The organism is Mesorhizobium sp. M0276, assembly GCF_040321755.1.
Lineage (GTDB): Bacteria > Pseudomonadota > Alphaproteobacteria > Rhizobiales > Rhizobiaceae > Mesorhizobium.
Window position 1 is genome coordinate 71,672 of record NZ_JAMYSC010000006.1, and the last position, 12,922, is coordinate 84,593.

The 12,922-nt window shown below is 61.7% G+C and carries 13 protein-coding genes; 10 read left to right on the plus strand and 3 right to left on the minus strand.

The features are described 5' to 3' along the window. Positions 1–112: 112 nt before the first annotated feature. The 9 genes from NKJ01_RS06935 (at position 113) to NKJ01_RS06975 (ending at position 10,020) form a co-directional block, all read left to right on the plus strand. Positions 113–1,354: a phosphopentomutase gene (locus tag NKJ01_RS06935; protein ID WP_352727024.1), complete on the plus strand. Its 1,242-nt coding sequence runs from the start codon at positions 113–115 to the stop codon at positions 1,352–1,354. Beyond that, entirely contained in the window at positions 1,347–2,237 is an 891-nt protein-coding gene (mutM, locus tag NKJ01_RS06940) for a bifunctional DNA-formamidopyrimidine glycosylase/DNA-(apurinic or apyrimidinic site) lyase (protein ID WP_023758095.1), read from the plus strand. Before NKJ01_RS06935 ends, mutM begins: the two co-directional genes overlap by 8 nt. A gap of 31 nt (positions 2,238–2,268) precedes the next feature. After that, positions 2,269–3,042: an enoyl-CoA hydratase gene (locus NKJ01_RS06945; protein WP_023758096.1), complete on the plus strand. Its 774-nt coding sequence runs from the start codon at positions 2,269–2,271 to the stop codon at positions 3,040–3,042. 182 nt (positions 3,043–3,224) lie between these two features. After that, positions 3,225–3,491 carry a 30S ribosomal protein S20 gene (gene rpsT / locus NKJ01_RS06950; protein ID WP_013533694.1) on the plus strand — a complete coding sequence of 89 codons (267 nt, stop codon included), beginning with the start codon at positions 3,225–3,227 and terminating at the stop codon, positions 3,489–3,491. Positions 3,492–4,415: 924 nt separating this feature from the next. Then, positions 4,416–5,888, plus strand: a complete 1,473-nt coding sequence (dnaA, locus tag NKJ01_RS06955; RefSeq protein WP_352727025.1) for a chromosomal replication initiator protein DnaA — start codon at positions 4,416–4,418, stop codon at positions 5,886–5,888. A 300-nt stretch (positions 5,889–6,188) separates the two neighbouring features. Further along, complete coding sequence (dnaN, locus tag NKJ01_RS06960; protein WP_023758098.1) at positions 6,189–7,307, plus strand: DNA polymerase III subunit beta; 1,119 nt, start codon at positions 6,189–6,191, stop codon at positions 7,305–7,307. Positions 7,308–7,493: 186 nt separating this feature from the next. Then, positions 7,494–8,633, plus strand: a complete 1,140-nt coding sequence (recF, locus tag NKJ01_RS06965) for a DNA replication/repair protein RecF (protein ID WP_352727027.1) — start codon at positions 7,494–7,496, stop codon at positions 8,631–8,633. A gap of 138 nt (positions 8,634–8,771) precedes the next feature. Further along, positions 8,772–9,527 (plus strand): molybdopterin-synthase adenylyltransferase MoeB, encoded by a 756-nt coding sequence (locus NKJ01_RS06970; RefSeq protein ID WP_352727029.1) that lies wholly within the window; start codon positions 8,772–8,774, stop codon positions 9,525–9,527. Positions 9,528–9,531: 4 nt separating this feature from the next. Further along, positions 9,532–10,020 (plus strand): GNAT family N-acetyltransferase, encoded by a 489-nt coding sequence (locus tag NKJ01_RS06975; RefSeq protein WP_352727031.1) that lies wholly within the window; start codon positions 9,532–9,534, stop codon positions 10,018–10,020. A 31-nt stretch (positions 10,021–10,051) separates the two neighbouring features. Here NKJ01_RS06975 and NKJ01_RS06980 read toward each other — a convergent pair whose 3' ends face one another. Continuing rightward, positions 10,052–11,053 carry a 2-hydroxyacid dehydrogenase gene (locus NKJ01_RS06980; RefSeq protein ID WP_023758102.1) on the minus strand — a complete coding sequence of 334 codons (1,002 nt, stop codon included), beginning with the start codon at positions 11,051–11,053 and terminating at the stop codon, positions 10,052–10,054. Positions 11,054–11,212: 159 nt separating this feature from the next. On the opposite strand from NKJ01_RS06980, the gene NKJ01_RS06985 reads away from it, so the two are divergent. Beyond that, positions 11,213–11,773: an SH3 domain-containing protein gene (locus NKJ01_RS06985; protein WP_023758103.1), complete on the plus strand. Its 561-nt coding sequence runs from the start codon at positions 11,213–11,215 to the stop codon at positions 11,771–11,773. Positions 11,774–11,924: 151 nt separating this feature from the next. Here NKJ01_RS06985 and NKJ01_RS06990 read toward each other — a convergent pair whose 3' ends face one another. Continuing rightward, positions 11,925–12,299 carry a DUF4260 domain-containing protein gene (locus tag NKJ01_RS06990; RefSeq protein WP_023758104.1) on the minus strand — a complete coding sequence of 125 codons (375 nt, stop codon included), beginning with the start codon at positions 12,297–12,299 and terminating at the stop codon, positions 11,925–11,927. Further along, entirely contained in the window at positions 12,296–12,742 is a 447-nt protein-coding gene (gene irrA / locus NKJ01_RS06995) for an iron response transcriptional regulator IrrA (protein WP_352601427.1), read from the minus strand. Before irrA ends, NKJ01_RS06990 begins: the two co-directional genes overlap by 4 nt. Between the last annotated feature and the right edge of the window lie 180 nt (positions 12,743–12,922).

The window sequence follows — 12,922 nt, forward strand, 5'->3', positions numbered from 1 at the left end:
AGCTTTGGGCGACATCAGTGGACCATCACGCCTGGCCGTTGCCGTTTGGTTTCCGAATTGCCAATGAAGTCGCGGAACCCTATGTCTGGTCATTCAAACTGGCAACAACTCGATGGCGCGCGCTTTCCTCTTCGTTCTGGACTCCGTCGGCATCGGTGGCGCCACCGACGCCGATCGATACGGCGATGCCGGCGCCAACACATTCGCGCACATCACCGAGGCCTGCGCAGAAGGCCGCGCGGATCGCGAAGGGCTTCGCAGTGGACCGCTGTTTGTCCCCCACATGGCCTCGCTCGGGCTTGGCAAGGCTGCCGAAACCGCGACGGGACTGGGCTTTGCCAGTAGCGGGACAGATCTGCTTACCACTGCCTTCCACGGCGCCGCGCAGGAGGTTTCAAGCGGCAAGGACACACCGTCGGGCCATTGGGAAATCGCCGGCCTGCCGGTGCGCTTCGACTGGGGCTATTTCCCGGATACGGTTCCCGCCTTTCCGGCCGAGCTGACCGAGGCGATGATCCGCGAAGGCAAGGTGCCGGGCATTCTCGGCAATTGTCATGCGCCGGGCACCCAGATCATCGAGCGGCTCGGCGAGGAGCACATCCGTACCGGCATGCCGATCTGCTATACGTCTGTCGACTCGGTGCTGCAGATCGCCGCGCATGAAGTCCATTTCGGCCTCGAGCGGCTTTATGAATTCTGCAAGGTGGTGCGCAGGCTGGTCGACCCGCTGAGGATCGGACGGGTTATCGCGCGGCCTTTCGTCGGCGAAACCGCCGCCACTTTCGAGCGAACCTACAACCGCCATGACTACGCCGTGCCACCGCCGGAGCCGACCCTGCTCGACCGGCTGACGGCGCGTGGTAGCCGTGTCATCGCCATCGGCAAGATCGGCGACATCTTCGCCCATCGCGGGATTTCGCAGGAGCGCAAGGCGGCGGGCAATATGGCGATGTTCAACGAGGCGCTGGGCGCGATGGATGATGCCGGCAACGGTGATCTCGTCTTCGCCAATTTCGTCGACTTCGACACCGAATTCGGCCATCGCCGCGATGTTGCAGGCTATGCTGCCGCGCTCGAAGCGTTCGACCGGCGACTGCCGGAAGCATTTGCAAGGCTGCGGCAGGGCGATCTTCTCATCCTGACGGCCGATCACGGCAACGATCCGACCTGGCGCGGTACCGATCATACGCGCGAGCGCATTCCGGTGATCGGCACCGGACCGGGTTTCAAGGGCGGCGACATCGGGCTGAGAACGACATTCGCCGACATCGGTGAAACGGTGGCCGAGCATCTTGGGCTGGCGCACGGCCGTTACGGCACTTCCTTCTATACGGCGATTGGCGGCCATGCCTGAATTGCCGGAGGTCGAAACCGTCCGGCGTGGACTGCAGCCGGTCCTGGAAGGCGCCACCATTGCCCGTGTCGAGGCGCGCCGACCGGATTTGCGCTTTCCATTTCCCGAGAAGTTCTCGCAGCGGCTGACCGGCAAGACGATCACGGCCCTCGGCCGCCGGGCCAAATATCTGACGATGGACCTGGAAGGCGGTCCGGTGCTGATCTGCCATCTCGGCATGTCGGGCTCATTCCGCATCGAGACGACGGACGGCAGCGACATGCCTGGCATCTTCCAGCATGACCGCTCGAAGAGTTCCAATCACGACCACGTCGTCTTCCATGTCGTATCTCCGGCGGGCGTCCGATCCCGCGTGATCTTCAACGACCCACGCCGCTTCGGTTTCATGTTGTTTGCGGAAGGATCGCCGGACGTTCACCCGATGCTGGCCGGGCTCGGCGTTGAGCCAACGGGCAACACATTGGACGGCGTACTGCTTGCCTCGTTGATGAAAGGGCGGCGATCACCACTGAAGGCAGCGCTTCTCGACCAGCGACTGATCGCCGGGCTCGGCAACATCTATGTCTCCGAGGCGCTGTGGCGCGCCGGCCTATCGCCGCTGCGCGAGGCGGGCACGATCGCCAAACCGGGAAAGAAAGGCCATGCTCAAAGCGAACAACTCGCCCAGGCAATTCGCTCGGTGATATCAGATGCGATCGCTGCGGGTGGGTCCTCACTGCGTGACTATATGCAGACCGATGGGTCACTGGGCTATTTCCAGCATTCCTTCGCGGTCTACGATCGCGAAGGAGAGGCCTGTTCGAAGCCCGGTTGCAGCGGCCACATCGAACGGATCGTGCAGAGCGGCCGATCGACGTTCTATTGCCGGACATGTCAGCGGTGAGTTAGACGAGCGCGAGCAAGGAGAAGCAGCCATGACCTATGAAGCGATCATCACCGAAACGCATGGCAAGGTCGGACTGATCAGGCTGAACCGGCCGCAGGCGCTCAATGCGTTGAATTCGCAGATCCTGACCGAAGTGGTCGCAGCCGTGAACGGCTTCAGTGCCGATGCCGGTATCGGCGCCATGGTCATCACCGGTTCCGAAAAGGCTTTCGCCGCCGGCGCCGACATCAAGGAGATGCAGTCTATCTCTTATGCGGACGCCTACGCCCAAGACTTCTTCGTCGGCTGGGAGGAACTTACGCGGGCGCGAAAGCCTGTTATCGCGGCGGTCGCCGGCTATGCACTCGGTGGCGGCTGCGAGTTGGCGATGATGTGCGATTTCATCATTGCCGCCGACACGGCAAAGTTCGGCCAGCCCGAAATCACGCTCGGCGTCATCCCAGGCATGGGTGGATCGCAGCGGCTGACCCGCTTCGTCGGCAAGGCAAAGGCGATGGACATGTGCCTGACGGGACGGATGATGGATGCCGCCGAGGCGGAGCGTTCGGGCCTCGTGTCGCGGGTCGTGCCCGCCGCCGATCTTGTCGATGAGGCGCTGAAGGCGGCCGCCAAGATCGCCAGTTTCTCGCTGCCATCGGTGATGATGGCAAAGGAGGCTGTCAACCGCTCCTTCGAGACGACGCTTGCCGAGGGCTTGCGGTTCGAGCGCCGACTGTTTCACTCGCTGTTCGCACTGGACGATCAGAAGGAAGGCATGGCGGCTTTCGCCGAGAAGCGGAAGCCGAATTTCACCAACCGCTGATGCCAATCCTTTGGCTGGGAAGAAGTTGGCTGTTGGCCGCCAAAAAGAAGGCCGGGCAGCGTTGACGCGCCGGAAAAGCTGCACTATAAGCCGCACCAACCGAGGCGGCCCCGTGGCTGCCCGTTTGTTTTTTGCGCCCTGCGGCATCCCGCATGCGCCGACCAGATCAGAAGAGAGGCATCATGGCCAATACATCCTCGGCCAAAAAGGCAACGCGCAAGATCGTACGCCGCGCAGCGATCAACAAGAACCGCCGTTCGCGCGTGCGTACCTATATCCGCCAGGTCGAAGAGGCGCTTGCCTCCGGTGACAAGGCCGCCGCGCAGGCTGCGTTCAAGATCGCGGAGCCGGAATTGATGCGCGCCGCAACCAAGGGCGTGATCCACAAGAACACGGCGTCCCGCAAGGTGTCGCGACTGGCTCAACGGGTCAAAGTCCTGTCAGCCTAACATTACTTGCCTAGACTGATGTTCTTCGAACCCGGCCGTTTGTGCCGGGTTTTTTCGTTTGCCGGCAAGCACTTAAAAAGAATGTCCGAAAACGACGTTCTATGCGGATTTGTCCATTGGGAATACTTTGCCGGCGTATGCATGCCTGCACTTGGTCAGCATGCTTGAAATGGGCCGACTTAAAGATTCTTAGCTACCAGAAATAGTCTTTAATTTTCAGACATTTACCGGCGGTGATCCACAGCTTGTCCACATCGAGCCGGAGCGATGGGGGACAAGTGGCTGTCAAGTGAATTATTTCAGAATATTTCTCTCAGCGCGCGGTTTTTCATATTCGCCGGAAAAGGGTTTGAATCACAATGGCTTTGTTAAAATGTGCCGTTGCGGTACGCCGCTCGAACTCGCCTCCAGTAACCAGATTCCTTAAAAATCCGTTAGACGTGGCCTTGCCCTATCCACAGCGATTTCGGTAATGTCGATCCATCGAAAGGGACGGGCTCTGGGCCTTAAACCCAGCCTGAATCGGCCAGCTTAAATTGGCGGGATTTGCAACGCGGATCAAGTCCGCGGACCGATTTGGCTTGTCTTTTTTCGATACGGTAGGGGACTGGCGTAACTAGACATGGCAGGTAGACGGCGGCCGGCGCTCTTTTCGCCGGACGGTGTTGTGTTGCCCTGACATACCCAACGCGGACTGGCTTCCATGGGCCGGCACCGGTTCCCGCTGATAGTGGGCGACGTTCATCTGCCGGCGGCGGCAGCGGACATCGTAGCGAAGACGCAGTCGCCGGAACCGGATGCAGGAGGCGCATCCCCGGTGGAAAACAGGTACGGAAGGACAAGGAAAAGATCATGCAGAGCGGCATCGAAAGGGAGCTTGCGGGCGACCTCCCATTTCCTGGAACTTTGATCGGAGCAAGCGACATGGCGGTCCCCAATGACGCGGAACAGAAATTCGACCGGGTGAAAGCCCAGTTGAAGGCGCGTCTGGGAACCGAAGTTTATTCTAGCTGGTTTGGCCGCATGAAGGTCGCGGAAGCTTCCAAGGGCATTGTCCGCATCTCGGTGCCCACGGCATTCCTGCGCTCATGGATCAACGGACATTACCTCGACCTCATCTCAGAGCTGTGGAAGCAGGAGGATCCGGGTCTCCTCAAGATCGACATCGTCGTGCGCACGGCGACCCGCCAGGGCCGTAGCCAGGCCGAGGCGGAGGTGGTGCCGGCACGCAAGATGACCCGCCAGACGCAGACTGCGCTCGCCGCCGGCACCGTCAGCCCCGGCCGGACAGAGCGTGCACCGGTCCCGCGTCCGGGCACACCGGTCGAGAGCGAATTCCGGCACAATGTGCTGGGGTCACCGCTTGATCCTCGCTACACATTCAGCTCCTTCATCGAGGGACCGTCGAACCGGGTGGCCTTCGCCGCCGCCAAGGCAGTGGCGGAATCGCAATCGAGCGCGGTGCGTTTCAACCCGCTTTTCCTTCACGCAACCGTCGGTCTCGGCAAGACACATCTGCTGCAGGCTATCGCGGCGGAATCGCTGAAGCAGAATCCAAAGTCGCGCGTCGTCTATCTCACGGCCGAGTATTTCATGTGGCGCTTTGCCACCGCAATCCGCGACAACAACGCGCTGACGCTCAAGGAGCAGCTGCGCGACATCGACCTGCTCATCATCGATGACATGCAATTCCTGCAGGGCAAGTCCATCCAGCATGAGTTCTGCCACCTGATCAACATGTTGCTCGACAGCGCCAAGCAGGTCGTCGTTGCCGCCGACCGGCCGCCGTCGGAACTGGAATCGCTTGAACCGCGGGTCCGCTCGCGCCTCAATGGCGGCGTCGCGCTTGAAATGTCGGCGCCCGATTTCTCCATGCGCCTTGGCATGCTCAAATTGCGCCTTGCCACCGCCAGGGTCGATGACGGGTCGCTGAATATTTCGGAAGAGATCCTCAATCACGTTGCCCGTACCGTGACCGGCAGCGGACGTGAACTGGAAGGCGCCTTCAACCAGCTGCTGTTTCGTCAATCCTTCGAGCCGCAGATCACCATCGACCGCATCGACGAAATCCTCGGCCACATCTATCGCACCGGTGAACCGAAGCGGGTCCGCATCGAGGACATCCAGCGCATCGTCGCGCGCCACTATAATGTGTCGAAGACCGAATTGCTGTCCAACCGGCGCACGCGCACCATCGTCAAGCCGCGGCAGGTCGCCATGTACCTGTCGAAGGTGATGACGCCGCGCTCGCTGCCCGAGATCGGACGGCGTTTCGGCGGCCGCGATCACACCACGGTGCTGCATGCCGTGCGCAAGATCGAGGACCTTTCTGGCAACGACAACACGCTGGCGCAGGAACTCGAGTTGTTGAGGCGGTTGATCAACGATCAGGCCTGACCGGACTGGGGCGAACCGGAACAACGCCGGAATTCAATGGCTTGCCAGTGCGGCTCGGGCCCGGAACGGGCTCGTGGCGGCGCATGGAATCGACCCGGATTTCGGTTTTGCGACACCGGCGCGCGGACTTGGCACGCTTTATCCCCAGAAAGCCCGCGTAGCCGGCCCGAACCGGTCGCGCGGGCTTGCGTTCGCTGATTTTTTCCTGTCAGTCTACGCAGATTCTGAGCCTGTTCAGACCTTTCGCGGGGTGCCGCTTACTGGTGACCCCGTCATTCATTCAAGCGAGCTTGTTTCGTCATGCGTGTTATCCTGGAACGGTCAAATCTCCTGAAGTCGCTCAACCACGTCCACCGTGTGGTCGAACGGCGCAACACTATACCGATCCTGTCCAACGTGCTGCTCAGCGCCGAAGGCGCCAGCCTTGAAATGAAGGCGACCGACCTCGACCTCGAGGTGACGGAAGCGACGCCCGCCAAAGTGGAGCGCGGCGGGGCGACGACGGTTCCGGCACATCTGCTCTACGACATCGTGCGCAAGCTCGCCGATGGCGCCGAGGTGATGCTTAAGACGGACGAGGACGGCAATGCCATGACGGTGACGTCAGGCCGATCGAGCTTCCGCCTTCAGTGCCTGCCACAATCCGACTTCCCGGAGCTTTCGGCCGGATCGTTCTCGCATATCTTCCGTCTCGAGTCGGTTGGCTTGAAAGGCCTGATCGAGAAGACCCAGTTCGCCATCTCCACCGAAGAGACACGCTATTACCTGAACGGCATCTACCTGCACACGCATGAGGTCGGCGGCAAGCTGAAGCTTCGTTCCGTGGCGACCGACGGCCACCGCCTGGCGCGCGCCGAGATCGACGCGCCGGCGGGTTCCGAGGGCATGCCGGGCATCATCATTCCACGCAAGACGGTGAGCGAGCTACAGAAGCTGGTGGACGATCCGGATGTCGCGGTGACCACTGAACTGTCGGACACCAAGATCCGCTTCACCATCGGCAGCGTAATTTTGACCTCGAAGCTGATAGACGGCACCTTCCCCGATTATCAGCGGGTCATTCCGACCGGCAACGACAAGAAGCTGATCATCGACCGCCAGAGTTTTGCCGCCGCGGTCGATCGCGTGTCGACCATCTCTTCCGAGCGCGGCCGCGCGGTGAAGCTTTCGATCAGCGAGGGTCAGGTGACGCTTGCGGTCAACAATCCGGATTCAGGCAGCGCCACCGAGGAACTGGCCGCCGACTATTCGTCCGATCCGATCGAAATCGGCTTCAATGCCAAGTATCTGCTCGACGTTGCCGCGCAACTGACCGGCACGGAGGCCAAGTTCATGCTGGCCGACGCCGGTTCGCCGACGCTGATCCACGACATGGCCGACGAAACTGCACTCTATGTGCTGATGCCGATGCGAGTGTAGCCTCGGCCGAGTCATCAGCCCGGCTCTGCAGCCGGGACCGGCTACGAGAATGATGGTTGCGGCGACTTCCAGAGCAGTTCCAGGAAAGGTGTGAAACGGCTTTCCGTCCGGAATTGCGTCGAAACAAAGAGATAGAGCGGTTCGGCGTTTCCGTGAAACGATGAACGCTCTACAGGCGGATAGCGGTTGCCGGCACAGACCCACATAAGTAAGCTTACACTTACTAACTTTCGCAATTACGCGACGCTGACGATCGATCTGGCGCCGGGCGCCGTGGTTTTTTCCGGCGACAACGGTGCCGGCAAGACCAATCTCCTCGAAGCGATCTCCCTTCTGACACCTGGGCGTGGCTTGCGCCGCACCCCTTACGCTGACGTCGCTCGCGAGGGCGGCGACGGCGGCTTTGCCCTGCATGCACGGCTCGACGGGCCTGACGGCCAGGTCGAGATCGGAACAGGCATTTCCGGTGGCGACAACCCCGGCGAAGGCGGCAGGCGGGTGCGCATCAACGGAGCTTCGGCGCGTTCGGCCGAGGACATGCTGGAATGGCTGCGCGTGGTGTGGCTGACGCCGGCGATGGACGCGTTGTTCACCGGGCCGGCCGCGGATCGCCGGCGCTTTCTCGACCGGCTGGTGCTGGCGATCGACCCCCGCCACGGGCAACGTGCGATCGACTACGAGAAAGCGATGCGCAGTCGTAACCGTCTGCTTACAGATGGGTCTCGAGACGACCGCTGGTTCGACGCGATCGAGACGCAGATGGCAGAAACCGGGGTGGCGATCGCCGCGGCGCGGGCCGAGATGGTGCGGCTGCTCGCCGCGATGATCGACAGGTTGCCTGACACGGGGCCGTTTCCGCAGGCCGATATCGGCCTTTCAGGAGACCTGGAGGCCGCGGTTTCCAGCACACCGGCAGTCGATGTCGAGGAGAGCTTCCGCCGGACGCTTGCAGACGGCCGCGACCGCGACTGTGCCGCCGGGCGCACGCTCGAAGGGCCACACCGTTCCGATCTGGTGGTGCGGCACCGTCCCAAGGCGATGCCGGCCGAGCTCTGTTCGACAGGCGAGCAAAAGGCGCTGCTGGTCGGCATCGTGCTGTCACATGCCCGGCTGACTGGGGAAATGTCGGGCATGACACCTATCATGCTGCTCGACGAGATCGCCGCGCATCTCGATGGCGGGCGGCGCGCGGCGCTGTTTTCCATCCTTGAAGAATTGAACTGCCAGGTGTTCATGACCGGAACCGATGCTGCGCTTTTTTCCAGTCTCAAGGGGCGTGCGCAATTCCTGACTGTCGACCACGGCACAGTTGGGCCAACGATCTAACTCTGTCCCAAAAACCGCTCCACACTTTTGGGCGACGTGCATGAGATTATGCATGTCGTTGTCCCAAAACCGCTCTACACTTTTGGGCGACATGCATTAGCCCCTGACAGGATTTTGCAGCCGCTATATGATCCGGCGATGACCCCTGCCGCCCTGACCGCCGACGAGATCGAACGCTATGCCCGCCACATCGTGCTGCCCGAGATCGGCGGCGTTGGCCAGCAGAGGCTGAAACAGGCGCGAGTGCTGGTCATCGGCGCCGGCGGGCTGGGCGCGCCGGTGCTTGAATATCTTGCCGCAGCCGGCGTCGGCACGCTCGGCGTGGTCGATGACGACACCATTTCGCTCTCCAACCTGCAGCGCCAGGTCATTCACGGCACGGACAGTGTCGGCATGCTGAAAACCGACAGCGCCAAGGCGGCAATCGCCCGCATCAATCCCAACACCAGCGTCGAAACGCACACATTCCGGCTGACTGCGGACAATGCCCCTGTCCTCGTCGCCGGCTATGACATCGTCGTCGACGGTTCCGACAATTTCGAAACCCGCTACGCGGTGGCCGATGCCTGCGCGAGCGCTGGGAAACCGTTGGTTCATGCCGCCGTCGGACGCTTCGATGGCTCGGTGACGGTTTTGAAACCATTCGAAGACGGCAAGGACGGCAAGCCCAATCCGAGCTACCGCGACCTGTTTCCCGAGGCGCCACCGCCTGGGCTGGTGCCGTCCTGTGCCGAAGCCGGCGTGCTTGGAGCGCTGACCGGTGTCGTCGGCACGCTGCAAGCAATGGAGGCGATCAAGCTGATCACCGGCGTCGGCGAGCCGCTGGTCGGCAGGCTGCTGCTCTATGATGGGCTGGCGGCGCGTTTCGACACGATCCGCTACAAGAGAAACTGATCCCGTGGAACAGACTGAAGCTGTCTCCATCACACAGATTTCGGCCGATTTCGACCGTTGGGACGATGTGCTCGCACTGATCATGCGCGCCTTCGCCTCCATGGACGGCGTGATCGACCCACCCTCCTCTGCCCGCCTGCTGACCGCCGATACTCTACGGGACAAGGCGCGGCGGGAGACCGGCTTCGTGGCACTCAAGGACGGCGGGATCGTCGGCTGTATCTTTACCCTTGAAAAGGTGGCGGAACTCTATGTCGGCAAGCTCGCCGTGGCGCCGGACTGCCAGGGACAAGGTATTGGCCGGCGGTTGATGCAGGCGGTCGAAGACCTTGCCCTAAGCCGCGGCAAGGCGGCGCTCGAGCTTCAGACGCGGGTCGAGCTGACCGCAAACCATGCAGCCTTTGCCCGACTCGGCTTTCATGAAACCGAACGGACGGCGCATGAGGGCTACTTCAAGCCGACCTCGATCACCATGCGCAAGGTGCTTGTGTAAGCCTGGTCTTTCATTCTGCGTTTCGATTGCGTCAGGTTCTGAGCGGCAGCACGCGGTCCGGCGGGCGGTGTCCGTCGACGAAAGCGCGTATGTTGATGATGACCTTTTCGCCCATATCGATGCGGCCTTCGAGCGTCGCCGAGCCCATGTGCGGCAACAGCACGACCTTGTGCTTGGCGGCGAGCTTCAGCAGCTTGCTGTTCAAAGCCGGTTCGTGCTCATAGACATCGAGGCCGGCTCCGGCAATCTTGCCGTCCTGGATGAGCCTGACCAACGCTTCCTCGTCGATGATGTCGCCGCGCGCGGTGTTGACGATATAGGCCGTGGGCTGCATCAGCGCCAGCCGCCGCGCCGAAAGCAGATGGAAGGTCGCCGGCGTCGAAGGGCAATTGACCGAAATGATATCCATGCGGGCCAGCATCTGGTCGAGGCTTTCCCAATAGGTCGCCTCCAGCCCGTCTTCGACGTCAGGCAGCACGCGATGGCGGTTATGGTAGTGGATCGAGAGGCCGAACGCCTTGGCCCGCCTGGCAACCGCCGTGCCAATGCGCCCCATGCCGACGATGCCCAGCCGTTTGCCCCAAATGCGTCGGCCAAGCATCCAGGTCGGCGACCAGCCGGCCCATTTCTTGTCGCCGGTGAGCACGTTGGCGCCTTCCGCCAGCCGCCGCGGCAACGCCAGCATCAGCGCCATAGTCATGTCGGCGGTGTCCTCGGTCAGCACATTGGGCGTGTTGGTGACAGTGATGCCCCTCTTGGCCGCGGCCTCGACATCGATCTTGTCGACGCCATTGCCGAAATTGGCGATCAGCTTGAGGTTGTCGCCGGCCTGGGCGATCAGTGCCGCGTCGATCTGGTCGGTCACCGTCGGCACCAGCACGTCGGCCTCCTTGACCGCCGCAACCAGTTCCGGCTGCGTCATCGGCCTGTCCTCAACATTCAGCCGGGCGTCGAACAGTTCGCGCATGCGGGTCTCGACCGGGTCGGGCAGCTTTCGCGTGATGACGACGAGAGGCTTCTTTTTGCCTGCCATTGTTTCCTCGTACCCCGATCTCGTTGAGACCTCTTTAACCAAGACCGGCGAAACTGAAAGCCGGTCGCGGTGCCGATTACCCCATGTAACAAGCGGTGCCGCCGAAGACAAAGAAAAAGGGGCGCCGATGCCGCCAGGCAAGCGCCGAAAGGAATGAAAGTGTCTGGTTTCGCGTCGTTTCGCCTGACCCTCAGCGGAGCACTTCTCGGCGCTTTGCTTTATTCTCCGCTTGCCGCGGCGCAGAGTGCAGCAGCACCTGCCCAGAGCGTCGTCACGGTCGGGCCGAGCGGTTTGCCGCTGCCGCGATTCGTCAGCCTGAAATCCGGCCGCGTCAACTCACGCGTCGGCCCCGGCGCCAACTATTCGGTCGACTGGATGTATATGAAGGCCGGCCTGCCGATGGAGATCATCCAGGAATTCGACACATGGCGCCGCGTGCGCGATGCCGATGGTTCGGAAGGCTGGATCAATCAGTCGCTGCTTTCCGGCCGGCGCACGGCAATAGTCGCACCGTGGCAGCGCGGCAAGGGCGCTCAGATCAACCTTCTCAACAGCCCCGACAAGGACGCTCGGGTGGTCGCGATGGTAGAGCCTGGCGTCATGGGCACGATCAAATCCTGCGACGGCCAGTGGTGCGAAATGACGTTCGATGGCCACACCGGCTGGCTTGCCCAGTCGATTGTGTGGGGCGCTTACCCCGGCGAGCGGGTCAAGAACTGACCACCTCATCGCGAGGACGCGGGATCAGATATGTAGGCCCGGCAAATCACGATGACGGCAACGCAGCCGTGTCAGGAGCGTGATCCTGCTGGCAGGCAAACCCGGCAATCCATGCGACCGGTTCAGTAGTCACGCAGTCTGGTCGCCTGTATCAGACCGTGGTCGTTTGGCGCCCGATGCGGCCGAGATGGGTGTCCTGAAAGCTGGTCGACAGCTTGAGGCCGTAGCCCAGCGCACGGTCGATGGCGATGTGGGCGATCCAGATCAATGCGACCGCCATCACGGTCGCATTGCCGGACAGGTGCCCGGCCAGCAGCAAGAATACTGGTACGATCGGGATATGCAGGGCGTTATAGGCAAGGGCACCGACGCGCGGCCCCGCCAGATAGCCGAACATCGATAAGTCCGGCACCAGGATAAGCACCCCGAAGAGCCACCACGACATGCCAGTCGAGCCGTAGAAAACGACGGCAGCTGCCGCAACGATGGCCCATTCCAGCCGAATTGCCAGATCAAGCGATTTCAATCTCCTGCCGATCCTTCGCGGCGCTTGGGGCGCAGCCTCACCACGATGTCAACATTGGCGATCTCCATCCCTTCCGGTGGCTCCGGCAGGTTGGCGACCGTCACCGGACCGCTGTCGATATCGAATATGCGGTTTTCGCCTTCGATATAGAAATGGTGATGGTCGGAGGTGTTGGTGTCGAAATAGGTCTTCGCGCCCTCGACAGCGAGGATACGCAACAGTCCCGACTGGGTGAACTGATGAAGGGCGTTGTAGACAGTGGCCAGCGATACCGGCACGCCGGCGGCGACCGCTTCCTCGTGCAGTTCCTCGGCCGACAAATGACGATCGCCCTTGGCGAAAAGCAGGTCGGCCAGCGCAATGCGCTGACGCGTCGGCCTCAGCCCGGCTTCACGGACCCGCTTGTCCACAGCCACATTTCCCTTCCGGCCGTCCAGGTCCATCTTCTCGTCGAACCTCACAGTTCCGCCCCAAGACACGTCCAGAATGGCAAAATAATGAACTTCTGCCGATACCGGACCTTTTCAGGACATATATTCTGTCGTCCGAATGCGATCAATAGCGCGCATTGACCCAGGCAGACGGGCAGGTTAAGCGCAAACGCCGGTTTCCGGCCTGAAACA

Excerpts from the sequence above, each read along its gene's own strand:
- NKJ01_RS06935 (WP_352727024.1), top strand. The coding sequence starts at position 113 with ATGGCGCGCGCTTTCCTCTTCGTTCTGGACTCCGTCGGCATCGGTGGC.
- mutM (WP_023758095.1), top strand. The coding sequence starts at position 1,347 with ATGCCTGAATTGCCGGAGGTCGAAACCGTCCGGCGTGGACTGCAGCCG.
- NKJ01_RS06945 (WP_023758096.1), top strand. The coding sequence starts at position 2,269 with ATGACCTATGAAGCGATCATCACCGAAACGCATGGCAAGGTCGGACTG.
- rpsT (WP_013533694.1), top strand. The coding sequence starts at position 3,225 with ATGGCCAATACATCCTCGGCCAAAAAGGCAACGCGCAAGATCGTACGC.
- dnaA (WP_352727025.1), top strand. The coding sequence starts at position 4,416 with ATGGCGGTCCCCAATGACGCGGAACAGAAATTCGACCGGGTGAAAGCC.
- dnaN (WP_023758098.1), top strand. The coding sequence starts at position 6,189 with ATGCGTGTTATCCTGGAACGGTCAAATCTCCTGAAGTCGCTCAACCAC.
- NKJ01_RS06970 (WP_352727029.1), top strand. The coding sequence starts at position 8,772 with ATGACCCCTGCCGCCCTGACCGCCGACGAGATCGAACGCTATGCCCGC.
- NKJ01_RS06980 (WP_023758102.1), bottom strand. The coding sequence starts at position 11,053 with ATGGCAGGCAAAAAGAAGCCTCTCGTCGTCATCACGCGAAAGCTGCCC.
- irrA (WP_352601427.1), bottom strand. The coding sequence starts at position 12,742 with ATGGACCTGGACGGCCGGAAGGGAAATGTGGCTGTGGACAAGCGGGTC.